This window comes from Variovorax boronicumulans, assembly GCF_040544675.1.
GTDB lineage: Bacteria > Pseudomonadota > Gammaproteobacteria > Burkholderiales > Burkholderiaceae_C > Variovorax > Variovorax boronicumulans_D.
On the sequence record NZ_JBEPKK010000019.1, the window covers coordinates 71,547 to 94,393 of the forward strand.

Annotated in this window: 21 protein-coding genes and 1 pseudogene; 13 read left to right on the plus strand and 9 right to left on the minus strand. The window is 66.5% G+C overall.

All coding sequences use genetic code 11. The features are described 5' to 3' along the window. Positions 1 to 8: 8 nt before the first annotated feature. On the minus strand, positions 9 to 932 hold the full coding sequence (locus ABIC90_RS24920) for a LysR family transcriptional regulator (protein ID WP_354358973.1): 924 nt from the start codon (positions 930 to 932) through the stop codon (positions 9 to 11). A 96-nt stretch (positions 933 to 1,028) separates the two neighbouring features. On the opposite strand from ABIC90_RS24920, the gene ABIC90_RS24925 reads away from it, so the two are divergent. Genes ABIC90_RS24925 through ABIC90_RS24945 form a run of 5 tightly spaced genes read left to right on the plus strand, consistent with a single transcriptional unit; the run spans position 1,029 to position 7,805 of the window. Further along, positions 1,029 to 2,003, plus strand: a complete 975-nt coding sequence (locus ABIC90_RS24925) for a Bug family tripartite tricarboxylate transporter substrate binding protein (protein ID WP_354358975.1) — start codon at positions 1,029 to 1,031, stop codon at positions 2,001 to 2,003. Between the two features lie 13 nt (positions 2,004 to 2,016). Next, positions 2,017 to 3,630: a gamma-glutamyltransferase family protein gene (locus ABIC90_RS24930; RefSeq protein WP_354359018.1), complete on the plus strand. Its 1,614-nt coding sequence runs from the start codon at positions 2,017 to 2,019 to the stop codon at positions 3,628 to 3,630. Positions 3,631 to 3,651: 21 nt separating this feature from the next. After that, positions 3,652 to 4,614: a DMT family transporter gene (locus ABIC90_RS24935; protein ID WP_354358977.1), complete on the plus strand. Its 963-nt coding sequence runs from the start codon at positions 3,652 to 3,654 to the stop codon at positions 4,612 to 4,614. Positions 4,615 to 4,625: 11 nt separating this feature from the next. Then, a complete protein-coding gene (locus ABIC90_RS24940) occupies positions 4,626 to 5,414 on the plus strand; it encodes an SDR family oxidoreductase (RefSeq protein ID WP_354358979.1) in 789 nt (262 codons plus the stop codon). Between the two features lie 30 nt (positions 5,415 to 5,444). Then, the gene (locus ABIC90_RS24945) at positions 5,445 to 7,805 is read left to right on the plus strand and encodes a DUF5672 family protein (protein ID WP_354358981.1); all 2,361 of its coding nucleotides are present in this window, start codon (positions 5,445 to 5,447) and stop codon (positions 7,803 to 7,805) included. Positions 7,806 to 7,808: 3 nt separating this feature from the next. Here ABIC90_RS24945 and ABIC90_RS24950 read toward each other — a convergent pair whose 3' ends face one another. After that, positions 7,809 to 8,720 carry a DMT family transporter gene (locus ABIC90_RS24950; protein ID WP_354358983.1) on the minus strand — a complete coding sequence of 304 codons (912 nt, stop codon included), beginning with the start codon at positions 8,718 to 8,720 and terminating at the stop codon, positions 7,809 to 7,811. Positions 8,721 to 8,825: 105 nt separating this feature from the next. Here ABIC90_RS24950 and ABIC90_RS24955 point away from each other — a divergent pair, with 105 nt between their 5' ends. From ABIC90_RS24955 to ABIC90_RS24990, 8 genes and pseudogenes are all read left to right on the plus strand, one after another. Continuing rightward, positions 8,826 to 9,812: a quinone oxidoreductase family protein gene (locus ABIC90_RS24955; protein ID WP_354358985.1), complete on the plus strand. Its 987-nt coding sequence runs from the start codon at positions 8,826 to 8,828 to the stop codon at positions 9,810 to 9,812. Positions 9,813 to 9,957: 145 nt separating this feature from the next. Further along, the gene (locus tag ABIC90_RS24960) at positions 9,958 to 10,359 is read left to right on the plus strand and encodes a response regulator (protein WP_354358987.1); all 402 of its coding nucleotides are present in this window, start codon (positions 9,958 to 9,960) and stop codon (positions 10,357 to 10,359) included. Positions 10,360 to 10,538: 179 nt separating this feature from the next. Beyond that, positions 10,539 to 11,543: a bile acid:sodium symporter family protein gene (locus ABIC90_RS24965; protein ID WP_354358989.1), complete on the plus strand. Its 1,005-nt coding sequence runs from the start codon at positions 10,539 to 10,541 to the stop codon at positions 11,541 to 11,543. A gap of 249 nt (positions 11,544 to 11,792) precedes the next feature. Next, positions 11,793 to 12,098, plus strand: coding sequence for a hypothetical protein (locus ABIC90_RS24970; protein ID WP_354358991.1), 306 nt, complete (start codon positions 11,793 to 11,795; stop codon positions 12,096 to 12,098). Positions 12,099 to 12,224: 126 nt separating this feature from the next. Continuing rightward, a pseudogene (locus tag ABIC90_RS24975) lies at positions 12,225 to 12,350 on the plus strand (BAX inhibitor (BI)-1/YccA family protein); the annotation flags it as partial. Positions 12,351 to 12,379: 29 nt separating this feature from the next. Then, a complete protein-coding gene (locus ABIC90_RS24980) occupies positions 12,380 to 13,210 on the plus strand; it encodes an undecaprenyl-diphosphate phosphatase (protein ID WP_354358994.1) in 831 nt (276 codons plus the stop codon). A gap of 28 nt (positions 13,211 to 13,238) precedes the next feature. Further along, positions 13,239 to 14,567 (plus strand): hemolysin family protein, encoded by a 1,329-nt coding sequence (locus tag ABIC90_RS24985; RefSeq protein WP_354358996.1) that lies wholly within the window; start codon positions 13,239 to 13,241, stop codon positions 14,565 to 14,567. Beyond that, positions 14,564 to 15,064, plus strand: a complete 501-nt coding sequence (locus ABIC90_RS24990) for a hypothetical protein (RefSeq protein ID WP_354358998.1) — start codon at positions 14,564 to 14,566, stop codon at positions 15,062 to 15,064. Before ABIC90_RS24985 ends, ABIC90_RS24990 begins: the two co-directional genes overlap by 4 nt. Before the next feature lie 179 nt (positions 15,065 to 15,243). Here ABIC90_RS24990 and ABIC90_RS24995 read toward each other — a convergent pair whose 3' ends face one another. The 7 genes from ABIC90_RS24995 to ABIC90_RS25025 all read right to left on the minus strand — a co-directional run bounded on the left by ABIC90_RS24995 (position 15,244) and on the right by ABIC90_RS25025 (position 22,605). After that, positions 15,244 to 16,905 carry a Na/Pi cotransporter family protein gene (locus ABIC90_RS24995; RefSeq protein WP_354359000.1) on the minus strand — a complete coding sequence of 554 codons (1,662 nt, stop codon included), beginning with the start codon at positions 16,903 to 16,905 and terminating at the stop codon, positions 15,244 to 15,246. A gap of 69 nt (positions 16,906 to 16,974) precedes the next feature. Further along, on the minus strand, positions 16,975 to 17,835 hold the full coding sequence (locus ABIC90_RS25000) for a phosphodiesterase (RefSeq protein WP_354359002.1): 861 nt from the start codon (positions 17,833 to 17,835) through the stop codon (positions 16,975 to 16,977). Continuing rightward, positions 17,832 to 18,893: an ABC transporter ATP-binding protein gene (locus ABIC90_RS25005; RefSeq protein WP_354359004.1), complete on the minus strand. Its 1,062-nt coding sequence runs from the start codon at positions 18,891 to 18,893 to the stop codon at positions 17,832 to 17,834. Before ABIC90_RS25005 ends, ABIC90_RS25000 begins: the two co-directional genes overlap by 4 nt. Then, positions 18,883 to 19,683: an ABC transporter permease gene (locus tag ABIC90_RS25010; protein WP_354359006.1), complete on the minus strand. Its 801-nt coding sequence runs from the start codon at positions 19,681 to 19,683 to the stop codon at positions 18,883 to 18,885. The genes ABIC90_RS25005 and ABIC90_RS25010 overlap by 11 nt, the downstream gene beginning before the upstream one ends. 13 nt (positions 19,684 to 19,696) lie before the next feature. Continuing rightward, positions 19,697 to 20,518, minus strand: a complete 822-nt coding sequence (locus ABIC90_RS25015; RefSeq protein ID WP_354359008.1) for an ABC transporter permease — start codon at positions 20,516 to 20,518, stop codon at positions 19,697 to 19,699. Positions 20,519 to 20,534: 16 nt separating this feature from the next. Continuing rightward, the gene (locus ABIC90_RS25020; RefSeq protein WP_354359010.1) at positions 20,535 to 21,548 is read right to left on the minus strand and encodes an ABC transporter substrate-binding protein; all 1,014 of its coding nucleotides are present in this window, start codon (positions 21,546 to 21,548) and stop codon (positions 20,535 to 20,537) included. A gap of 46 nt (positions 21,549 to 21,594) precedes the next feature. Further along, a complete protein-coding gene (locus tag ABIC90_RS25025) occupies positions 21,595 to 22,605 on the minus strand; it encodes a LacI family DNA-binding transcriptional regulator (RefSeq protein ID WP_354359012.1) in 1,011 nt (336 codons plus the stop codon). Positions 22,606 to 22,847 lie beyond the last annotated feature (242 nt).

A 22,847-nucleotide genomic window follows, 5' to 3' on the forward strand; every position in this document is an offset into this window, starting at 1 on the left:
TCTCATTTTTACTTGCCGTTGCGCGGCGGCTTCATGTGCTGCCGGGCCATTTCAAGGAAGGCCATGGCCGCCGGGCTGAGCGGATGCTTGGCCAGGCGGATGGCCACCACCGGGTACTCCAGTGCGGGGCGCGTCACTGCCACCGCGCGCAGGTTGCCGGGCATCAGCACCTCCACGTAGCGCGGCAGCAGCGCGACCCCGGCGCCCGACTGGATGAGGCCGAAGGCCGTGGACAGCATCGACACGTGATGCACCACATGCGGGTACACATTGGCCACGCTGGAGAGCTGCCGGCTCACCGCCCGCCAGATGTTGGCGTCCGGATTCACGTGGATGAAAGGCAAGGCCTCCAGGTGCTTCGCATCGACCACCACGCGCTGCGCCAGCGGATGGTCGTCGCGCACGAAAAGTGCCATGCGCTCCGTGAACAGCGGCTCCGTGGCGAGTTCGGAGTGCTTCTGCCCGATGTCCGAACCGAAGCCCAGGTCGGCTTCCTGCGAAAGGATGCGCGAGATCATCTGCTCGGCCGTGCTGTCGAGCAGCGTGGTCGCCAGCGTCGGGTGCTTGCGCGAGAAGCGGCCCAGCATCGGGGGCAGCAAGGCGCCCGCCGTGAGATGGCCTACTGCCAGCACCACGCGCCCCTCGCGCAGCTGCGACTGCGAACGGCAGGCGATCACCGATTCGTCGATCAGCCGCAGCGCGCGCACGGCCGTCTCGACCATCACCTGCCCCGCGCTGGTCAGCTGGATGCGGCGGCCGCGCACCACCAGCGGCTGCCCGAGCTCTTCTTCCATGCGCTTGACCAGATGGCTGATGGCCGGCTGCGTGAGCTGCAGGCTCTCGGCCGCCAGCGTGAAGCTGCCCGATTCGGCCACCGCGGCCAGCGCCCGCAGCTGCTGCAGGGAGACATCTTCGGTGCCGTTCTTTGTCATAAGCAGCGCTCATAGTTGAATAACCGGAATTATCTGGTTTGATGCGCGGCGGGTGCATAGCATTCTGTTTTTCTCCACAGGGCCAGAATCCGCACCATGAAAAGAATCCAGTTCCTTCAAGGGGTGGCCATTGCCCTGTGCATGGCCGCGTCGTCCGCCAGCCTGGCGCAGGGCTACCCGAACAAGCCGATCCGGCTCATCGTGCCGTTCCCCGCGGCCGGTGCCACCGACCTCTTTGCCCGCACGCTCGGCCAGAAGATGAGCGAGAAGCTGGGCACCACGCTGGTCGTGGACAACAAGCCCGGCGCGGGCGGCGCCATCGGCTCCGACATGGCCGCCAAGGCCGCGCCCGACGGCTACACGCTGCTGCTGGCCACCACCAGCACGCATTCGATCGGCCCGGCGGTCACGCCCCGGCTGCCCTACGACACGGTGCGCGACTTCACGCCTATCGCGCATGTGGGCGATGCGCCCAGCATCATGCTGGTGCCGGTCACCGCGCCCGCGAAAACGCTGCGCGAATGGACAGCTTACGCACAGAAGAACCCCGGCAAGCTCAACTACGCATCGAGCGGCAACGGCACCATCGTGCAGCTCACCGCGGAGCTGTTCAAGGCGCAGGCCGGTGTGTTCGTCACGCACATTCCCTACAAGGGCACGGCGCTGGCCATTCCCGACCTGATCAGCGGCAAGGTTGACGTGCTGTTCGATTCGCTGCCCACCGGCATGCCGCATGTGCGCGACGGGCGCCTGCGCGCATTGGGCGTCACCTCGCTCAAGCGCAGCCCGCTGGCGCCCGAACTGCCGGCCATTGCCGATACGCTGCCGGGCTTCGAATCGAACACCTGGTTCGGCTTCTACGGACCGAAGAACCTGCCCGCGGACATCGTGGCGCGCGTCAACAAGGCGGCCAACGAAGCGCTGGCCGATCCTGAAGTGAAGGACAAGCTCGCGCGCCTGGGCATCGAGCCGGCTGCCGCAGGCACGCCCGAACAGTTCGCGAAGATGGTGGCCACCGACGCCGCCAAGTGGAAAAAGATCGTGGTCGACCGCAAGATCACGAATGAATAACGAGAGCGCCGACATGAACTTCGACTTCAACAACCCCTACCTCTCCACGCGCATCCCGATCTTTGCGCGCAACGTGGTGTCGACCTCGCACCCGCTCGCCTCGCAAGCGGGCCTGCGCATCCTGCAGCAGGGCGGCAATGCCGTCGATGCGGCCATTGCCACAGCGGCCGTGATGACGCTGGTTGAACCGGTGAGCAACGGCCTCGGCAGCGACGCCTTCTGCATCCTGTGGGACGGCAAGGAACTGCACGGCCTGAACGCCTCGGGCCCGGCGCCCAAGGCCTGGACGCCCGAGTACTTCAAGGCCAAGTACGGCGCCGATGCCGCCGCGCCGCCGATGCGCGGCATCGACTCGGTCACCGTGCCGGGCGCTGTGCGCGGCTGGGTCGCGATGAGCGAGCGCTTCGGCAAGCTGCCCTTCGCCGATCTGCTGGCACCGGCCATCGACATCGCCGAGCGCGGCTATCTCGTGCCGCCTGTGGTGCAGGGCAAGTGGGCCGCGGCCACGCCGCTGCTGGGTTCGCAACCCGGCTTTGCGCAGGCTTTCCTGCCCTGGGGCCGCGCGCCCGAAGTGGGCGAGCTGTTTCGCTTTACCGCCGCGGCGCGTGCGCTCAAGGCCATTGCCCGCACCAAGGGCGAGGCCTACTACACCGGCGAGATCGCCGAGGCACTCGCGAAGTTCTCGAAGGAGCAGGGCGGTTCGCTCACCGTGGCCGACCTCGCGGCCTACCAGCCCGAGTGGGTCAAGCCGATCTCGCGCGATTACCGCGGCCACACGCTGCACGAGATCCCGCCGAACGGCCAGGGCATCGCCGCGCTGATCGCACTGGGCATCCTCGAAAAGTTCGACATCGCGTCGCTGCCGGTCGACTCGGTCGCGTCGCAGCATCTGCAGATCGAGGCGATGAAGCTGGCCTTTGCGGACGTGTACCGCTACGTGTCGGAGCCATCGTCGATGACGGTGACCCCCGCGCAAATGCTCGATGACGCCTACCTCGCATCGCGTGCGAGACTTATCGACGTGAAAAAGGCACAGGACTTCAAGGCCGGCAACCCCGTCAAGGGCGGCACCATCTACCTCACCGCGGCGGACGAAAGCGGCATGATGGTGAGCTTCATCCAGAGCAACTTCATGGGCTTCGGCTCGGGCTGCGTGGAGCCTGAATTCGGCATCAGCCTTCAGAACCGCGGACACGGCTTCAGCCTCAAGGCCGAGAGCCCGAACGTGGTGGCACCGGGCAAGCGGCCGTTCCACACGATCATCCCGGCCTTCCTCACCAAGGACGGCCAACCCGTCATGAGCTTCGGCGTGATGGGCGGCAACATGCAGCCCCAGGGCCACATGCAGACGCTGGTGCGCATGCTCGACTACAAGCAGAACCCGCAGGCCGCCTGCGATGCGCCGCGCTGGCGCTTCAATGCGGGGCTGGAAATCAACGTCGAGGCCGCGATGAAGGCCGACACCGTGCAGGGCCTGCGCGACCTGGGCCATCACCTGGACGTCATCAACGACTCGTACCAGGACTTCGGCGCCGGCCAGTTCATCTGGCGCGCGGGCGACCCGTCGGTCGAAGGCTATGTGGCTGCCAGCGATCCGCGCCGTGACGGCGTGGCGGCAGGGTTTTAACGAGCGCGCGATGATCGGGGAATGACCAAGACCGCCGCGCAGACCGGCATTCCCCTTTCGCAGAGCGGCGCAAAGAGCATTGCGCCCGGCCTGATCCTCGCCTCGCTGGGCGCCATCGCGTTCAGCGGCAAGGCCATCATCGTCAAGCTGGCCTACCGCTATGGCGTCGATGCCATCACGCTCATCATGCTGCGCATGCTCTTTGCGCTGCCGCTGTTCGCTGTGATGGCGTGGTGGGCGGGGCGCGGCAAGCCGGCGCTCACCCTTCGCGACTGGCTGGGCGTTGTCGGCCTGGGCTTCTCGGGCTACTACCTTGCGAGCTTTCTCGACTTCGCGGGGCTGGCCTACATCTCGGCCAGTTTCGAGCGGCTGATCCTGTATCTCAACCCCACGCTGGTCCTGCTGTTCGGCTGGATCCTCTACCGGCGGCGCGCCACACGGCCGCAGGTGCTGGGCATGATCGTGAGCTATGCCGGCGTGCTGCTGGTGTTCGGCCACGAGCTCTGGACCGGAGGCGGCGGCAAGGGCGGCGGCGCGGCGGCCTGGGGCGCGTTCCTCGTGTTCCTGAGCGCGGTGAGCTACGCGGGCTACCTCGTCTACAGCGGCGAGTTCGTCAAGCGGCTCGGCTCGCTCAGGCTCGTGGGGCTGGCCACCACGGTGGCGTGCCTGCTGTGCATCCTGCAGTTCGTGCTCACGCGGCCGATCAGCGTGGCGATGCAGTTGGCCCCCGAGGTCATCTGGCTGTCGGTGCTCAATGCCACGGTGTGCACGGCGGTGCCTGTCCTGATGGTCATGATGGCCATCGAGCGCATCGGCCCCGCCGTGGCGGCGCAAACCGGCATGATCGGGCCGCTGTCGACCATCCTCATGGGGGTGGTCATACTCGATGAGCCGTTCACCGCGTGGATCGCGGCGGGCACGGTGCTCGTCATTGCGGGCATCTTCGTTTTCACACGCAAGGGGCGCGAAGCCCCTGCACGTTAGGAGCAACAAACATGGATCTGGGCATTGCAGGCAAGACCGCGCTGGTGTGCGGCGCGAGCAAGGGGCTGGGCTACGGCTGCGCCGAGGCGCTGGTGCGCGAAGGCGTCAACGTGGTGATCGTGGCGCGCGGCGCCGAGGCGTTGGAAGCAGCGGCCACGAAGCTGGGCGAAGCGGCTGCATCGGGTGCCTTCGTGAAGCACGTGGCCGCGGACATCACCACCGAAGCCGGCCGCGCGGCCGTGTTTGCGCTGGGGCACGACTTCGACATCGTCGTCACCAACGCCGGCGGCCCGCCGCCCGGCGACTTTCGCAACTGGGACCGCGAGGCGTGGATCAAGGCGGTCGACGCCAACATGCTCACGCCCATCGAGCTCATCAAGGCCACGGTGGACGGCATGGCCCAACGCGGGTTCGGCCGCATCGTGAACATCACGTCGAGTTCGGTGAAGTCGCCCATCGACATCCTGGGCCTCTCGAACGGTGCGCGCAGCGGCCTGACGGGCTTCGTGGCCGGCGTGGCGCGCACGCCCATTGCGGCGCAGGGCGTGACCATCAACAACCTCTTGCCCGGCTCCTTCGAAACCGACCGTCTCAAGGGCACGATGGCCGGCACCGCCCAGAAGACCGGCCAGGACTTCGACACCGTGTGGGAAGCCCGCAAGAAGAACATTCCGGCCAAGCGCTTCGGCACGCCGGCCGAGTTCGGCGCCATCTGCGCGTTTCTTTGCAGCGTGCAGGCCGGCTACATGACCGGGCAGAACGTGCTGGCGGACGGCGGCGCCTACCCGGGCACCTACTGACGCGGCTCACGAGCGAGGGGGAGGCGCGTCGTGAGCAACAACACCAACAGAGCGTCTTTCGAGAAGATCACGCTGGTGTCGGTCACCGGGCTGCCCGACGCGCGCGGCGCGGCCATGGCCCTGCAGCACAGCCAGGCGCAGATGCCCGGCGCCCGCGCGCTCCTGTGCAGCCCCGAGGTGCCAGCCGACCTGGCACCGGGCATCGGGCACCTGCCCATCGCGCCGCTGAACTACCACGAGTACGGCTGGTTCATGATGTTCGCGCTCTGGCGCGTGGTGCAGACCGAGTTCGCGCTGGTGGTGCAGGAAGACGGCTGGGTCGTCAACGCGAACAACTGGCGCGACGAGTTCCTCGGCTTCGACTACATCGGCGCACCCATCCACCTCGCGAAGATCGACACGCCAGAAGGCACGTACTGGCGCAACCGCTTCGAGTGGGCCGATGAATTGCACAAGGCCGACCACCTCGTCACGCCGATCCAGAACGGCGGCTTCAGCCTGCGAAGCCGGCGCTTCATGCGGGCGCTCATCGACCACCCGCACATCCGCGTCGAGATTCCGCCGCCCGATGCGGTGCAGGGCGATCCGCTGAAGATGCACTGGCAGCACAACGCGCTGCTCGAAGATGTGCAGCTCAGCGGCGTGTTGCGTCCCGCGCTCGAAGCGGCCGGCATGCGCTTCGCGCCGCTGGAACTGGCGCGCAGCTTTTCCATCGAGCATGCGGGGCCGCAGCTGCACCAGGGCTACAACGCGCTGCTGCTGTTCGGGCATCACGCGAAGGTGCGGCAACTGGCGAGTCTTTCGCCGCTCACGCTGCGTTCGTTGATTCCGCTGTCGCAGCTCGATGCTTGGTACGGCGAGCGCGACATCCTGCAGATGTTCGAGCGCAACGGCTACCGCATCGAGTTCGCGGCCGAGCCCGTGGCGTCAAACGCTGCGCCTCGCAGGGTGTACGACTGCATCACCTACAACGGCGAGGCCGACATCCTCGCGGCGCGGCTGCACGAGCTGGCCGAGGTGGTCGACTGCTTTGTCGTCGTGGAGGCCGACCGCACCTTCAGCGGCGAGCCGAAGGCGCTGCGCTTCGATGCCGCCGACCCGCGCATCGCATCGTTCCTGCCGCGCATCCGTTATGTCGCGGTGCACGACATGCCGGTCGTCGACGAGGCGGCGGATGCGGTGCCGGTGGTGGGCGACTGGCTCTCCGACACGCCGAAGTCCGGCTTCTGGATTCGGGAGAAATTCCAGCGCAACCAGATCGTGCGCGGCCTGCACGATGCGGCGCCCGACGACCTCATCCTCATCTCCGATGCCGACGAGATTCCGCGCGCATCGGTGGTGCGCGCGATGCGGGGCGACCGCCGGCACGCGGTCTTCGGGCTGTGCCTGGCGTTCTATTATTTCTACGCGAATTACCGCAACGTCGAGGGGCCGGAGGCTTCGTCCGTGTGGACCGTCGCAGCGACGCGCGCGCAACTCGATGCGTTCACGCCCGACCAGTTGCGCATGCGGGTGCGCACCGGGGCGCAGCCGGCGCTGATCCTCGCGGAGGCCGGCTGGCATCTCTCGTACCTTGCGATGGACGAGGACGCCGTACGCGCCAAGATCCGCGCCTTCGCGCACCAGGAATACAACGCGCCGGAATTCCTCGCCGCCATCGACATCCCGGCGTTGCTGGCCTCGGGCAAGGATCTCTACGACCGGCCGGGTTATGCCTGGCGCCTGGTGGGTCGCGACGAAGCGCCGCAGTGGCTGGCCGGCCAGTCCGCGCTGGCGCATCTGTTCGCCGATCCTTCGGCCGAGACCACGCGCTACGCCAAGGAGTCGTACGTCACCGTCGAGCCGAGTCCCCTCGGTTTCTGGGAACGGCATGCGAACCGCCGCATCCTGCAGGCCTATGCGCCGTTCATCCGTGGCCGGGTGCTAGACCTCGGCTGCAACCACGGCGCAAGCACCTACTGGCTGCGCGAGAACCCGGAGGTGACCGAGGTGATCGGCGTAGACCTGAATGAACAGGCCCTGGACCTCGCGCGCGAGCTCTTCGCGTCGGTCCCCGTGCCCAGCATGTTCGTCGGCCACGACATGACGGCCGACGGCCCGATTCTTCCGCCGGCCGACACCGTCGTGAGCTTCCATACGCTGGAGCACATCTACGCGGACGACGTGCCCGACTTTCTTGCATCGGCGTGCCAATCGTTGGCGCCCGGCGGCCACTTCGTCATCTCCATTCCCTACGACCGGGCCTACCCGGACCCTTGCCACGTCGGCTTCTACAACGAGGCCAGCCTGGCGCGGGCGATGGAGGCTGCGGGTCTCGAAACTGTCGAGTGCTTCAAGGACGACCGGTTCGACGAAAAAGACCTGCTGACGGGGTTGTTCCGCAAGCCCTGAACCTCAGCGCCGCGCCGACACCACAATCCCACCCACGATCAGCACGAACGCCACGCCGTGGTACCAGTGCGGCGCCTCGCGCAGGAACGCCGCCGACATCACCGCCGCGAACAGCGGCGTGAGGTTCATGAAGATGCTTGCCGCCTGCGGGCCCGCGCGTTGCACGCCGTTGCCCCAGCAGCGGTAGGCCACCACCGCGGGGCCGATGCCGATGAACAGCATGGCCGCAACCAGCGGCCAGCCCAGGTCGATGTGCGCATCGGTCAGCGTCCATTCGCCCGCGGCCAGCGCGCCCGACCATGCGATGCCGAACACCAGCTGCGCCATCAGAAAAGCGGCCCAGTCCTTGCGCACCTGCGCGGGCTCGTGGGTGCGCGCCAGCATCCAGCTGTAGAAGGCCCAGGCGATGGTGCCTGCAATCATGTACAGGTCGCCCGGCACCAGCCGCAACGCGAGCAACTGCTGCCACTCGCCGCGGCTGAGCACCAATAGCACGCCCAGCATCGACAGCAGCGCACCGCCCAGTTCGCGCGCGCCGATGCGGGCGCCGAAGAAGAGCGCGCCGGTGGCGAGCATCCACAGCGGCAGGCTGGAGCCCACCAGCGTGACGTTGATCGGCGTCGACGTTTGCAGCGCCAGGTACTGGAAGGCGTTGTACAGGCCGATGCCCAGCAGCCCGAGCAGCGCATAGCGCTTCCAGTGCGCCCACAGCGGGCTTGCACCGCGCAGCACCGAGGCCGCGAGCGGCAGCAAGATCACGAAGGCGATGACCCAGCGCACGAAGTTCAGCGTGAGCGGCGACACCAGGTCGCGCACCAGCCGGCCGACGACCGCATTGCCGGCCCACAGCAGCGGCGGCACGGTGAGAAGAAGAACGGTAAGGGCGGTGAGGCGCGGCTGCTGCGGTGTGGACATGGCCGCCGACTCTACAGGCCCTGGTGCATCGCCCCTTGCGCCTCGCGAAACGGTCAAACGTGGCACGATGCGCCTCTTCTTTTTCTGCGCGTGGAGACTGCAACGATGTTGAGCAAAGCTGTCCGTATCGACCGCCATGGCGGCCCCGAGGAGCTGAAGATCGTCGAGGTGGAGGTCGGCGAGCCCGGCCCCGGCGAGATCCGCATCCGCCACAAGGCCGTGGGCCTGAACTTCATCGACACCTACCAGCGCAGCGGGCTCTACCCGTTCCAGATGCCGCTGCAACTGGGCATGGAGGCCGCGGGCGTGGTCGAGGCGGTGGGCGAGGGCGTGTCGCACCTGGCGCCCGGCGACCGCGCCGCCTATGCCAGCGGCCCGCCCGGCGCCTACTGCGAACTGCGCCTGATGCCGGCCAAGAACGTCTGCAAGCTGCCCGACGCCATCTCCTTCGAAACCGGCGCGGCCATGATGCTCAAGGGCCTGACCACGCAGTACCTGCTGAAGAAGACGCTGCCGGCCGAAGGCCTGCAGGCCGGCGACTTCATCCTGTTCCATGCGGCAGCCGGCGGCGTCGGCCTCATCGCCTGCCAGTGGGCCAAGGCGCTGGGCCTGCAGCTCATCGGCACGGCGGGCAGCGACGCCAAGTGCAAGCTCGCGCTCGACCACGGCGCGGCGCACGCCATCAACTACAGCACCGAAAACTTCGCGGCCCGCGTGAAGGAGATCACCGGCGGCAAGGGCGTGAAGGTGGTGTACGACTCGGTGGGCAAGGACACCTACGAAGGCTCGATCGAGTGCCTGCGTCCCTTCGGCCTCCTGGCCGTGTTCGGCAACGGCTCGGGCCCGGTGCCGCCGATCAACCTGGGCACCCTGGCCTCCAAGGGCTCGCTCTATGTGACGCGGCCCACGCTCTTTACCCACATCGCGACCCGCGAAGCCACCCAGGCGATGGCCGACGACCTTTTCGCCGTGGTGCAGAGCGGCGCGGTGAAGATTCCCATCGACCAGCGCTATGCACTGGCCGACGTGCAGCAGGCGCACCGCGACCTGGAAGCGCGCAAGACCACGGGCTGCACGATCCTGACGCTCTGACGGAGTCACCGCAGTGCGGAGACGAGGCAAGGCGGGCGCGCCGCCAGCCTTGTCCTACTTGGGGTGGGGTGTCATGCCTTCGACTTGCGGCGGGCGCATTTTGTAGCCTGTCGCAAACCGTAAAGAAGCGCAGAGGCCACACGACATGACCACCATCCGCACCTTCATCGTCGAAGACAACCCCACCATCCGCCAGAGCCTGATAGGCACCTTGCGCGAGGTGGCACGGGTCGATCCCATCGGCGAGGCCGAGACGGAAGCCGAAGGCACGAAGTGGCTGACGCACAACCTCTCGCAATGGGACCTGGCCATCGTCGACCTGTTCCTGAAGGACGGCACCGGTTTTCGGGTGCTCGAAGCCTGCCGCCAGCGCGATCCGGCGCAGAAGATCGTGGTGCTCAGCAACTACGCCACGCCCGAGATCCGTCGCAAGTGCGCCAACCTCGGCGCCGACGCCGTGTTCGACAAGGCCACCGAAATCGACGACCTCATCGACTACTGCCAGCGCCGCCGTCAGGCGCAGTTCAGTTCGTTCGCCGCACACTGAGCCGGGGCTATCGGGGTGCGAGCCGGCAGCGATGCCGGGCCTCCCCGAAAATCGCTCCGGGCGCGAGGAGCACGCGCCGGGCTCCGCAAATTGGCAACCAGATTCATGCGCGGAAATCAAACCTCCTTGTTTGCCGATGAATCGGCTGCGCGCCCGTGGCGTGCCGCAGCGCTCCCGCCATGTCCCGTCGTCCCCGCTTTCTTCCCGACAACTTCACCTTCGCGCTTCTTTCGGTCGTGACCTTCGCCAGCCTGCTGCCCGCAAGCGGCAAGGTGGCGCATCTGTTCGAGCTTTTGACGACGGCCGCCATCGGCTTGCTGTTCTTCCTGCATGGGGCCAAGCTGTCGCGCGAGGCGGTGGTGAACGGCCTCACGCACTGGCGGCTGCACCTGCTGGTGTTCGGCAGCACCTTCGTGATGTTTCCCCTGCTCGGCCTGGCGCTCAAGCCGCTCCTGCTGCCGCTGGTGACGCCCGAGCTCTATACCGGCGTGCTGTATTTGTGCGTGCTGCCCGCCACGGTGCAGTCGGCGATCGCGTTCACCGCGATGGCGCGGGGCAACATGCCCGCGGCCATCTGCAGCGCTTCGGCTTCCACCTTGCTCGGCGTGTTCATCACGCCGGTGCTGGTCAATCTGGTGGTGTTGCCGCACGGCGGACATGCGAGCTCGTCGCTGGGCTCCATCGGGCGCATCCTGCTGCAGCTGATGGTGCCCTTCGTGGTGGGCCACCTGCTGCGGCCATGGATCGGCAAGTGGATCCAGCGCCGGGCGCCGGTGCTGAAATTCGTGGACCAGGGATCGATCCTGCTGGTGGTTTATACGGCGTTCAGCGCGGCCGTGATCGAAGGGCTTTGGCGGCAGGTGCCGGCGCACGCGCTGGTGGGGCTGCTGTTCGTGTGCGCCGTGGTGCTGGGGCTGGCCTTGACGCTGACCACCTTTGCGGCGCGCAGGCTCGGCTTCGATACGGCGGACGAGATCACCATCGTGTTCTGCGGGTCGAAGAAGAGCTTGGCCAGCGGGATTCCGATGGCGAAGGTGCTGTTTGCTTCGTCGGCTGCGGGGGCTGTGGTGTTGCCGCTGATGTTGTTTCATCAGATGCAGTTGATGGTTTGTGCTGTGTTGGCGCAGAGGTATGGGCGGAGGGGGGATGTTGGTGCTTCTGCTGTTTTGAAGACGGCCGAATAGGGGCTGTTTTCCGGGATTCAAGCAAGGTGTCGCATGGCGCAATTCATGTCCTGCACTCCAGCAGGGACAACAGAGCCTCGCAGCTACGACCGCAACTGTTGTCAAGGAAAGGCCTCTAGGCCCTTTCTTTTTTTGTCACTGCTTTGTCGCTTTTGGAATGCACGGTGCGCCTAGTACACTGACGGCTCCATGCCACCCCGGGTTGTTTCGCTCCTGCTTGCTTTCGTTTTGCTGTGGTCGGCTCTCGCCATGACACAGCAGCGTTTCGCATTGACTGCGGAAATTCCTGCCCAGGATCAGCACCAAGTCGCTGACGCGTCACGCCACGCGAACTTCAGCGGATCGATCGATGAGCACCAGGTCGACGACCAGCCCAGCCAGCCACATGGGGGGCAGGTACTCGACTTTGCCGCCTTGCTGGACTCCCAGGGCAACTGGAGTGGCCTGCAGCTTGCCATGGCCCGTCCGTCGCAAGCCGTCGATCTGGTCCTGCCATCCCCAAGCCTGGAGGGGCCGCAACGGCCTCCCCGCGCGACAAGCATCCTCCCCGTCTGATGCGTCGCAGCCGATCCGGCTGTGAGTTCTGAGCTTTCTTCGACGCGATCGCGTCCTCGAAGCACCGCGACCGGCCCACTGCGGCTCCATCCCCTGTCCCCACGTGCGGTCTCCACTGGAGTCTTCATGAAACACCACTTGCACACATTGCCTGCCCTTGCCGTGGATCGGAGCGCCTCTGTCGAGCGCAACCGCGTCTTGCGCAACCCCTACTGGCTACTCTCCCTGTCCATGATTCCCACGGTGCTGGGCATTGGCGGCAGACGGGGATGAGTGAGCCGATGAGTACATGGGCGGAGGCGGCCTTCCTGGGCCTGGTACAGGGGTTGACGGAGTTTCTGCCGGTGTCGTCCAGCGCGCACCTGCGCATCATCGGGCCGCTGCTGCCCTCGGGCGGCGATCCCGGTGCGGCTTTCACGGCGATCACACAGATCGGCACCGAGGCGGCCGTGCTGCTCTACTTTCGGCGCGACATCGCGCGCATCGCCGCGGCTTGGCTTGCCTCGCTCGCAGGCGGCAAACGCCCCAGCGACCCCGACGCACGCATGGGCTGGCTGATCATCGTCGGCACGCTGCCGATCGCCGTCCTGGGCCTGTTGTTCAAGGATGCGATCGAAGGATCCTTGCGCAATCTCTACATCACAGCCGCGATGCTGATTGCTTTCGGTCTTCTCCTCGGAGCGGCCGACCGTTTCAGCCGCAAGCAGCGTTCGCTGTCTACGCTGACCTGGCGGGACGGGCTGCTCTTCGGACTGGCACAGGCGATGGCGTTGATTCCGGGGGTATCGCGTTCCGGCGGCACCATCACCGCAGGTCTTCTGATGGGCTACACACGCGACGCGGCGGCCCGCTATTCATTCTTGCTGGCCATTCCCGCGGTGCTTGCGTCGGGTTTCTATCAGCTCTACCGCAGCTGGGACATCGGCAGCCCGGTGGCCCCAGGCCCCACGGCGCTGGCCACCGTGATCGCGTTCGGCGTCGGCTACGCCGTCATCGTCGTTTTTCTCAAACTGGTGTCTACGCGCGGCTACCTGCCCTTCGTGTACTACCGCCTGGTTCTGGGCACGCTGGTGCTGGCACTTTTGCTCGGCGGCCTGCTGAGTCCGCACTGAATTTCTTGTTCAACTTCTGATCGTCCCCATGGAAATCGCCATACTTTTCGCTCTCATCCTTCTCAACGGCCTGTTTGCCATGTCCGAGATCGCGCTTGTCACTGCGCGCAAGGCCCGGCTGCAGAAGCTGGTGGATGAGGGCAACCGCTCGGCTGCCGCAGCCATCAAGCTCGGTCAGGACCCAACGCGGTTCCTGTCGACGATCCAGATCGGCATCACCTCCATCGGCGTGCTCAACGGCATCGTGGGGGAGGCGGCGCTGGCCGCGCCTCTGGCCGAATGGCTGACCTCGTTGGGCGTGCCAGCGCCCTGGGGCAGCTATGGCGCGACTGGCCTGGTGGTGTTGCTGATCACCTACTTCTCGATCGTCGTCGGCGAACTGGTGCCCAAGCGCATCGGTCAGTCGTACCCCGAAACCTTCGCCCGGTTGGTGGCACAGCCGATCAACTGGCTGGCGATGGCGACCAAGCCGTTCGTCGTGCTGCTGTCGGTATCGACCCGTACGCTCCTGCGTCTCCTGGGCGTGAAGGAAACCAGCGGCAGCCCGGTGACGGAAGAGGAGATCCACGCCATGTTGGCCGAAGGCACGACTGCAGGCGTGATCGAATCGCACGAGCATGTGATGGTGCGCAATGTGTTCCGGCTCGACGATCGCCAGATCGGCTCGCTGATGGTGCCGCGAGGCGACGTGACATCGCTTGACCTGGACCTGTCATTCGAAGAAAACCTGGCGCGCATCGAGGCGGCGGATCACGCGCATTTCCCTGTGGTGCGTGGTGGGCTGGACGGCCTGGTAGGCGTCATCAATGCACGCAAGTGGCTTTCCCAGGCGCTGCGCGGTGGCCCGCGCGACCTGGCGAGCCATGCGATGCAAGCGCCGTTGTACGTCCCTGAAACCTTGACAGGCATGGAGCTCCTCGACAACTTTCGTCAGTCGGACGTTCACATGGCTTTCGTTGTCGACGAGTACGGCCAGCTCCAGGGCATCGTGACCTTGCAGGACCTGATCGAGGCGCTCACCGGTGAATTCCAGCCGCGCGATCCCGAGACGTCCTGGGCTGTGCAGCGCGAGGATGGAAGCTGGCTGCTCGACGGCCACATCCCCGTGCCTGAGTTGAAGGACCGTCTTGCGCTCGATGAAGTGCCCGAAGAGGACCGCGGCCGCTACCACACGCTCAGCGGAATGATGATGCTGCTGACCGGTCGGCTACCCAAGACCGCGGATACGGTCGAGTGGGAAGGCTGGCGTTTTGAGATCGTCGACATGGACGGCAAGACCATCGACAAGGTGCTTGCAACTCGCCCGGGCAGGGGGTCCGCGGCGAAAAATCCCGAAGAAAGCGCCGATAAAAAATGAGCGTGGGTCGTGCGACCTATGCACGCGAACCCGGCACCACCGGGGTGCCCGTGCGTTGGTGTGTGATCCTGCTGTGTCTTCTGGCTTTCCTGGGAGCCGCGTGCTCCGACGGCTATCCCAAGGAAGATGTGCCAACGATCAACCCGTCGGAAATGACGCGCTCCGAACTCTTGGAAAAGATGAACTCGCTCGGCGATCAGCCAGGCCTTGACCGTCGTTGGCGATACGAAGTGTCTGAGTCATGTCAGCTGACGATCACGGTAACCGCCGGCAGCGTTTTCGGTTCGAGCGACGTTGTCGTCGTGTCGCTCGAGAACGCAGACATCAAGATGCACTTCGACGATACCGATGAGAAATTCGATATCCGCGTGCTCCAGACAGAAGACCCGGCTGCACTTGAGGTTAGCGCCATGGAGGGCGGCGGCTGGGCCATTGCGCTCCAGATGAAGGCGGCGTTGGAAAATTTGCGAATGCACTGCGATCGCCCAGTTCGTTGAGCGTGGAAAGAGTGACTTTGATCCGACACGCTGCGAAGCCGAGCGCAGCGATGGCGCGTCCAAAGCCCTTCTGGGTGCGCCGAGGAGCGGAGCACCGCAGGTTGCCCGCAGCTTCGCTGCGGGACGCACACAGCAGGGTCGCCCGCCGGGCCGAGACCCGGCCTCGGAATCAAAAAAGACTACCCCTCCATCTTCCCCAACCGCGACTCCCGCAACCTGCTAGGCGCCAAAGCCCCAGCCGACTCCAGAATCGGATAAGCAATGGAGCAGATGTGCGAATTGATCCGCTTCAGATCGCTGATCAGGTCGATATGCAGCGAACTCGTTTCGATGCTGAGCGTGGTCCGGTCCGACAACCGATCCAGATGAGTCGTCGCATAAGCCCGCTCCAGGTCCCGAAAACGTGCCTTCTCTTCCAGAAGCTTCTGCGCATCCCGGACATTGCCATTCAGGAACACGCTCATGCTCAGCCGCAGATTGGCCACCAGGCGCCCGTGCAGTTCGACGATCTCGGCCATTCCGGCCTGGGAGAAATTGCGCTGCGGCTTGATCTTCTTGTCCTCGACATCGATGATCACGCGCTCGATGATGTCGCCGATCTGCTCCATGTTGATCGTGAAGCTGATGATGTCCGTCCAGCGCCGGCTTTCTTCTTCGCCCAGCGCCTCGCGCGAGATGCGCGTCATGTAGTACTTGATGGCCGAGTACAGCTCGTCCACCGTGTCGTCCAGTTGCCGCAGCTCCTGCGACAGCCGCGTGTCGTTGTTGCGGATCACGTCGAGCACGCCGATCAGCATGGTCTCCACGATGTCGGCCTGGTGCAGCGCCTCGCGCGCGGCATTCGAGATCGCGAGCGAGGGCGTCGACAGCGCCGACGGGTCCAGGTGATGCGGCCGGCTGGTGCCCGCGGGCTGCTGCGGCACGGGCAGCATCCGCGTGACCAGCTTGGCCACCCATTGCGTGAGGCCGATGAAGCCGACACTGATGATGACGTTGAAGGCCAGGTGGAACAGCACCACGCCATGCGTCTGGTTCGGCAGCTCGGGCTGCACGTAGCGGATCCACAGTCCGACGAACGGCGCGATGATCGCCACGCCCAGCGCCTTGAAGACCAGATTGCCGACCGTCACCTGCCGCACCGACACCGCCGACTTGGCCGTGGTCAGCACCGCGAGCAGGCCGCTGCCGAGGTTGGCGCCCAGCACCAGGCCCAGCGCAACGTCCAGCGGCACCACATTGGAGGTGGCCATGGCCGCGACCAGCAGAACCACCGCCAGGCTCGAATAGGCCACGATGGCCAGCACCGCGCCGATGGTGATCTCCAGAAGCACGTCGCTGCTGATCGAGGCCAGCAGGGCGCGCACGGCCGGCGAGGAAAACAGCGGCTCGGTGGCGGCCACCACCAGCTGCAGCGCGAGCAGCATCAGCCCCAGGCCGATCAGCACCCGCCCCACGCGGCCCGCCACGGTGGCCGAGCGCGTGATGAACAGCACCACCCCCACGAAGATGAACATCGGCGAGAGCCACGAGAGGTCCGCCGAGAACAGCACCGAGATCAGCGCGGTGCCCACGTCCGCCCCCCGCATCACCGCCAGCGCCGCCGGTAGCGTGACCAGGCCCTGCCCGACGAAGGACGAGGTCATGAGCGACGTGGCGGTGCTCGACTGCACCAGCGCCGTCACGCCGATGCCCGAGAGAGCGGCCGTGAAGCGGTTGCGCATGCTCTGCACGAGGATCTTGCGCAGGTTGGCGCCGAACACGCGCAGCACGCCGGTGCGAACCAGATGGGTGCCCCACACCAGCAGTGCGACTGCCGCCAGCAGATTCAGGAGATGCTTCATGGGGTCGGGTTCTGTCCTTTTCGTTTGGGTTCGTTTGGACCCCCATTTTCCACACGCGGCGAATTCGTCCTAATCGATGAGCGCTCCGTTGTCGTGGAAGGGGAACGGACCGTCGAAGCGGCCGGAAGCCGCCAGATGGGTGACCAGCCGTCCGGCGCGCGCGGACCACGCATGCACGCGAAAGCCCGGCGGCTCCAGCGTCCAGGCCGAGGGGGCGCCGGGCGCCAGGTCGAGGCAGACCTGGTGCGCGGGCGCCGGCGAGGTCGAGGCGATGGTGCCGCCGAAGCGCACATCGATGGCGCGGTGCAGGTGGCCGCAGATCACGCGCTCCACGTTCGGATGGCGGGCGATCAGCGCTTCGAGCGCATCGGCGCCTTGCAGCAGGCCGATTTCGTCCATGTGGCCGATCAGCGTGGTGAAGGGCGGATGGTGCATCGCGACGACGACGGGCTCGCCGCGGCAGGCGTCCAGTTGCGCTTCGAGCCAGCCCAGCCGCTTGTTGCACAGCGTGCCGTGGCTCTCGCCCGGCACGCAGGTGTCGAGTGCGAGCAGCCGCAGCCCGCCGACGCGCACCGAATACTGGATGAAGCCGGCCGTGTCGTCGCCCGTGCCGAGGTAATCAGAGTGACCGGGGAAGCTCTTGCGCAACTGTTCGCGGTCGTCGTGGTTGCCGGGCAGCAGGTAGACCGGCATGGCCAGCGGCGCGAGCAGGCGTGCCAGGTGTTCGTATTCGGCGGCGCGGCCGAAGTCGGTCAGGTCGCCGGTGATCACCACCGCATCGGGTTGTTGCGCGAGGGCGAGCACCGACTGCACGGCTTGCTGGAGGTAGGGCGCCGTGTCGATGCGGCCATAGGCCAGCCGGCCCGGCTCGCGGATGTGAAGGTCGGTCAGCTGGACCAGGAAGGTGTCTGGGGTTGTTGTGCTTGTCATGCGCTGGTTTCCTGCGAGGTCATCAGGCGATCGGGGTGGACGCGAAGGCCGACCGGATCGCCCGGACCGAAGGGGTTGTCGCGCCCGACGTCGGCCACGAGCATCGGCTGGTCCTGCACGCGCAGCTGAAGCTGCACACGGTCGCCGAGGAAGGTGCGGCGTTCGACGGTGGCCGTGCCCCAGTCGGGCCGGGGCGCGCTCACTTCGACATCTTCGGGCCGCACCAGCAGCATCGCATGGCTCTGCCAGGCGGGAGGGCAAGGCAGGGTGCTTCCACCCAGTCGGACGACGCCTTGCGCAATCGCATCGGGGGCGCGCTCCAGCCGGTTGACCCGGCCCAGGAACTCCGCGACGAAGGGATGCGCGGGCGCGCGGTACAGGTCTTCGCCGCGGCCCACCTGCACGATGCGGCCGGCGCGCATCACCGCGAGGCGGTCGGCGATGGCCAGCGCTTCCTGCTGGTCGTGCGTGACGTGGATGGCGGTGATGTGCAGGCGGCGCAGCAGTTCGGCAAGCTCGTCGCGCAGCGATTCCTTGAGCTTGGCGTCCAGCGCGGCCAGCGGCTCGTCCAGCAGCAGCACGCGGGGGCGCACGGCCACGGCGCGCGCGAGCGCCACGCGCTGGCGCTGGCCGCCGGAGAGTTCGGCGGGGCGTTTGTTCTCCAGGCCGTTGAGGCGCACGAGGTCGACCAGCTCGCCCACCGCGCGTTTCTCTTCATCGGCTGACACACCGCGGATGCGCAGGCCATAGCCGATGTTGGCCGCCACCGTCATCTGCGGAAAGAGCGCGTAGCTCTGGAACACCATGCCCACGCCGCGATGCTCGACGGGGCGATCGGTCACGTCCTGGTCGCCGAAGACGATGCGGCTGCCCGCGTCGGGCGCTTCCAGCCCCGCGATCAGGCGCAGCAGCGTGGTCTTGCCGCAGCCCGAGGGGCCGAGCAGCGCGAGCACCTCGCCGGGCTCCACATGCAGGTTCGTCGGCTGCAGGCCGCGCGTGCCGTCGGCGTAGGTCTTGGCGCAGTTCGAGATGTCGATGGGAATGCGTTCAAGTTCCATGGCGTTTCTGAATCAGGTTGGCAAGGTATTGCAGTCCCCACAGCACTGGGAGGATGACGGCGAAGAAGACCAGCGTGTAGGCCGAGCCGATCTCGATGCGCATCGAGGCATAGCTGTCGGCCAGGCCCACGGGCAGCGTGCGCGTGAGCGGTGTGTGCAGCATCCAGGTGAGGTTGAACTCGCCCACCGAGAGCGTGAACACCATCAGGCTGCCGGCCACGATGGCAGGGAACACGGCAGGCACCAGGATGCCCATGAAGCGCTGGCGGAAGTTCGCGCCCAGCGAGCGCGCGGCTTCTTCCAGCGCGAGCAGGTCGTCGCGCTGGAAGGCCGAGCTCACGGTGCGCACCATGAACGGCAGCGTGAAGATGATGTGGCCCACGAGGATGAAGGCGAAGCTGGTGCGAAAGGCGGTGAGCTGGCCGTAGGCCAGAATCAGCGCGAGCGCCGTGGCAAGACCCGGCACCGCGACCGGCAGCGTCAGCAGCTCCTCGAAGACGCGCGCGACCCGCGAGCGGCTTCGCGCGAGCGCATAAGCGCAGGGCACGCCCAGCAGCACGGTGCCGATCACGCAGGCGACGGCCAGCGCGATCGACCAGCCGACGGTGCCGCCATAGTTTTCCCACACCTCGCCGAGCCAGCGCAGCGTGAGCCCGCTTTTGAGGCCCGCGCTGTAGTTGTTGACCAGCCCCGCCATCACCGACAGCAACATCGGCGCGATCATGAAGAGGCTCACGATCACCGTGACCGCGAGCAGGAAGGGCGCTTTGGGTTGCGTGTTCTTGCGCATGCGGGTTCCTCTTTCAGCGCGCGACGGGATTCGCCCCGAAGCGCCGCGCGACGAACAGCACCAGCCAGGTCACGAGGCCCAGCGAGATCGACAGCGACGCGGCGAGCGCGAAGTTGGCGTAGTTGGTGAACTCGTTGTAGATGGTGATCGGGATCACCTCGAATTTGCTGGCCAGCGTGAATGCCGTGCCGAACGCGCCCATCGAGGTGGCGAACAGGATCGCGCCGCAAGCCAGCGTGGTGGGCGCGAGCTCGGGCATCCACACGTCGCGCGCCACGCGAAGGCGCGAGGCGCCGAGCGAGCGCGCCGCTTCTTCGAGCTGCACGTTCATCGACTCGGCCGCGGCGGTGTAGGTGGCAATGGCACGCGGCAAGGAGAAATACAGGTACGCGAGGAAAAGGCCGAGCAGGCCGTACGCAAAGGTGATGCGCTCGCCGAACAGGCTGTCGCTCACGTCAGCCACCAGCCCTTGCCGCCCGCCCAGCAGGATCACGAAGAAGCCGATGATCACGCCCGGAAACGACAGCGGCAGCGTGAGCAGCGACAGCAGCACGCGCTTGCCGATGAAGGCATGGCGCGCGAGATAGATGCCCACCGCCGCGCCCAGCACCAGCGTTGCCAGCGTCACCGCCACCGACAGTGCCACGGTGTTGGCCATGCTCTGCAGGTAGCGCGCGTCGGTCAGCACCGCGAAGTAGGTGGCCCAGCCCTTGTCGGCCGGCAGCGTCAGCAGGCGCACCACCGGCAGCAGCCAGAAGGCCGTGAAGAAGGCGGCTGCGGGTGCCACGCAGGCGATGAGGCGCCAGCGTGGGTTCCAGGCGTTGGCGGGCTTCATCTCGTGGACTCGGCGCTCAGCGCACCTCTTTGAGGTAGCGGTCGGAGAACGCGCGCTGCGCCTCGGCCATGCGCGCGTAGTCCACGCTCTTGGCGCGCGCGTATTCGCTCGCCGGCAGGAACTGCGCCTCGATCTCCTTGGGCATCGCGTTGGCGCGCACCGGCCGCAGGTAGGCCTTGGCCCAGATGGCCTGGCCTTCGTCGGACAGCGTGAAGTCGAGCACCTTCTTCGCGTCGGCCGCATGCGGCGCCTTGGCGACCAGGCTCATCACATAGGGCACCACCAGCGTGCCTTCGGCAGGGATGACGAAGGCGACGTTGGCCTTGTCCTTGTACTTGGCGCGGTAGGCGTTGAAGTCGTAGTCCAGCAGGATCGCGATCTCGCCCGAGAGCACGCGTGCATAGGACGTTTGCTTTGGCACGATGGGCTCGTTCTTCTGCAGCGCCTTGAAGTAGTCGATGCCCGGCGTGAAGTTGTCCAGCGTGCCGCCGCGCGCCTGGTTGACTGCCACCGCGCCCACGTAGCCGACGAAGGCCGAGGCGGGGTCCAGGTAGCCGATGAGGCCCTTGTATTCGGGCTTGAGCAGGTCGGCCCACGACTTGGGGACCGGCTTGCCCTTGAGCGCATCGACGTTGACCATGAAACCGAGCGTGCCCGAGTGGATGGTGAACCAGTTGCCGGCCGGGTCCTTCAGGCCTTCGGGAATGTCGTTCCACGCGGCTGGCTTGTAGGGCTCGACCACGCCGTCCTTGGCGGCCTGCACCGCGAAGGTCACGCCCAGGTAGGTGACGTCGGCCACGGGGCTGGCCTTCTCGGCGACGAGCTGGGCGAGCGACTGGCCCGAGTTCTTGTTGTCGGCCGGCACGGTGACGCCGGTCTTGGCCTTGATGGCCTTGAGCTGCGTGCCCCAGTCGGCCCACTCGGTGGGGCAGTTGTAGCAAATGGCGGTCTGGGCCATGACGCTGCTTGCCGCAACGAGCGTGGCGGCGACGAGGCCCAGGCGGGCGATGCGGGGGAGACGGAGGGACATGAAGAAGCTCCTGGAGTGGATGAGAGTTGGCGGGGGAGAGAAGCGATCAGCTTGTGGCAACGTCGCACGCGGATGCGCACGATTCGCCGTCGCGGAAGGTGTGGGGCAGCAGCAGGCTCGCGTCGGCCTGCAGCGTGATGCCGCCGGCCATGGCCTGCATCAGCAGCTCGACGCTGTGGCGACCGATGTCGCTGTTGGGTTGCGCGATGGTGGTGAGGGCGGGCGTCAAGTCTTCACCGAGCGCGATGCCGTCGAAGCCGATCACGCTGAGATCATCGGGCACCGAGAGCCCGCCCAGGTGCGCGGCGCGGATGCTGCGGATGGCGAGCAGGTCGTTCGAGCAGACGAGCGCGGTGGGGCGGTCGTCGGCCTGCAGCACGCTGGCGAGCGCATCGACGGCGCTTTCAACGAAGGGCACTTCGATCAGCGAAGGGGCTTTGAGCCCTGCATCCGCCATGCCCCTTTGGTAGCCGCGATAGCGCTGCTGCGCGCGGTCGGATGCGGCGAGCGTGCCGCTGACCATCGCGATGCGGCGATGGCCGAGCAACACGAGGCGCGCGACCGCATCGGCCACGGCGGCTTCGCTGTCCACGGTGACGCAGGGGTGGTCCGCATGCCGGTTGTACGCAAGCACATAAGGCGTGCCGGTGGTGCGCAGGCGCGCGAGCGCTTTCGAGGTGGAAGGGTTGGAAACCACCAGAATCAGCCCGTCGACGTTGCCTGCGAGCAGCAGCTGGACCGCGCGCTCTTCTTCGTCGAGCCGGTAGCCCGTGGTGACGGGAAGGATCGCGTAGCCACCGGCGATGGCCGCGCGCGCGATGCCCTGCAGGCACTCGGCAAAGGTCGGGTTCAGCAGCGTGGGCAGCACGACGCCCAGCGCGCGGCTGCGCTGGGTGCGCAAGGTGCGCGCGCTGGCGTTGGGCACATAGTGGAGTTCGCGCGCCACGCGCTCGACCAGCTCGCGCGTGGCGGGCGTGACCTTGTCGGGGAAATTGAAGACCCGCGACACGGTGGCCACGGAGACCTTGGCTTTGGCTGCTACGGCTTGAATGCTCATCGTGCGGTGTTCATGTAATCGATTACATTGGACCGCGGCAGTATGACTTTGTTATGACATCGCTTGAAAGCGGGAAAACCCCTTGCGCTTTTTTGGAGGGCTTTGTTGCGCGGCCGCTTGTAGCCTTCCGGGGTTGGCGGCGATGGATGCTGTGCCCTTGGGCGGCCGACGTCACCGGCCCTTCGGGCTTCCCTGCGCTGCTCGCGACGGGCGGGGTCTCGCAGAACTCGCCTGCGGCTCAA

Coding starts and splice junctions, on each gene's coding strand:
- ABIC90_RS25005 (WP_354359004.1), bottom strand. CDS start 18,893: ATGGAACTTGAACGCATTCCCATCGACATCTCGAACTGCGCCAAGACC.
- ABIC90_RS24930 (WP_354359018.1), top strand. CDS start 2,017: ATGAACTTCGACTTCAACAACCCCTACCTCTCCACGCGCATCCCGATC.
- ABIC90_RS25010 (WP_354359006.1), bottom strand. CDS start 19,683: ATGCGCAAGAACACGCAACCCAAAGCGCCCTTCCTGCTCGCGGTCACG.
- ABIC90_RS24980 (WP_354358994.1), top strand. CDS start 12,380: ATGAGTACATGGGCGGAGGCGGCCTTCCTGGGCCTGGTACAGGGGTTG.
- ABIC90_RS24995 (WP_354359000.1), bottom strand. CDS start 16,905: ATGAAGCATCTCCTGAATCTGCTGGCGGCAGTCGCACTGCTGGTGTGG.
- ABIC90_RS24940 (WP_354358979.1), top strand. CDS start 4,626: ATGGATCTGGGCATTGCAGGCAAGACCGCGCTGGTGTGCGGCGCGAGC.
- ABIC90_RS24965 (WP_354358989.1), top strand. CDS start 10,539: ATGTCCCGTCGTCCCCGCTTTCTTCCCGACAACTTCACCTTCGCGCTT.
- ABIC90_RS24985 (WP_354358996.1), top strand. CDS start 13,239: ATGGAAATCGCCATACTTTTCGCTCTCATCCTTCTCAACGGCCTGTTT.
- ABIC90_RS24925 (WP_354358975.1), top strand. CDS start 1,029: ATGAAAAGAATCCAGTTCCTTCAAGGGGTGGCCATTGCCCTGTGCATG.
- ABIC90_RS24950 (WP_354358983.1), bottom strand. CDS start 8,720: ATGTCCACACCGCAGCAGCCGCGCCTCACCGCCCTTACCGTTCTTCTT.
- ABIC90_RS25025 (WP_354359012.1), bottom strand. CDS start 22,605: ATGAGCATTCAAGCCGTAGCAGCCAAAGCCAAGGTCTCCGTGGCCACC.
- ABIC90_RS24955 (WP_354358985.1), top strand. CDS start 8,826: ATGTTGAGCAAAGCTGTCCGTATCGACCGCCATGGCGGCCCCGAGGAG.
- ABIC90_RS25020 (WP_354359010.1), bottom strand. CDS start 21,548: ATGTCCCTCCGTCTCCCCCGCATCGCCCGCCTGGGCCTCGTCGCCGCC.
- ABIC90_RS24970 (WP_354358991.1), top strand. CDS start 11,793: ATGACACAGCAGCGTTTCGCATTGACTGCGGAAATTCCTGCCCAGGAT.
- ABIC90_RS24990 (WP_354358998.1), top strand. CDS start 14,564: ATGAGCGTGGGTCGTGCGACCTATGCACGCGAACCCGGCACCACCGGG.
- ABIC90_RS24935 (WP_354358977.1), top strand. CDS start 3,652: ATGACCAAGACCGCCGCGCAGACCGGCATTCCCCTTTCGCAGAGCGGC.
- ABIC90_RS25000 (WP_354359002.1), bottom strand. CDS start 17,835: ATGACAAGCACAACAACCCCAGACACCTTCCTGGTCCAGCTGACCGAC.
- ABIC90_RS24920 (WP_354358973.1), bottom strand. CDS start 932: ATGACAAAGAACGGCACCGAAGATGTCTCCCTGCAGCAGCTGCGGGCG.
- ABIC90_RS25015 (WP_354359008.1), bottom strand. CDS start 20,518: ATGAAGCCCGCCAACGCCTGGAACCCACGCTGGCGCCTCATCGCCTGC.
- ABIC90_RS24960 (WP_354358987.1), top strand. CDS start 9,958: ATGACCACCATCCGCACCTTCATCGTCGAAGACAACCCCACCATCCGC.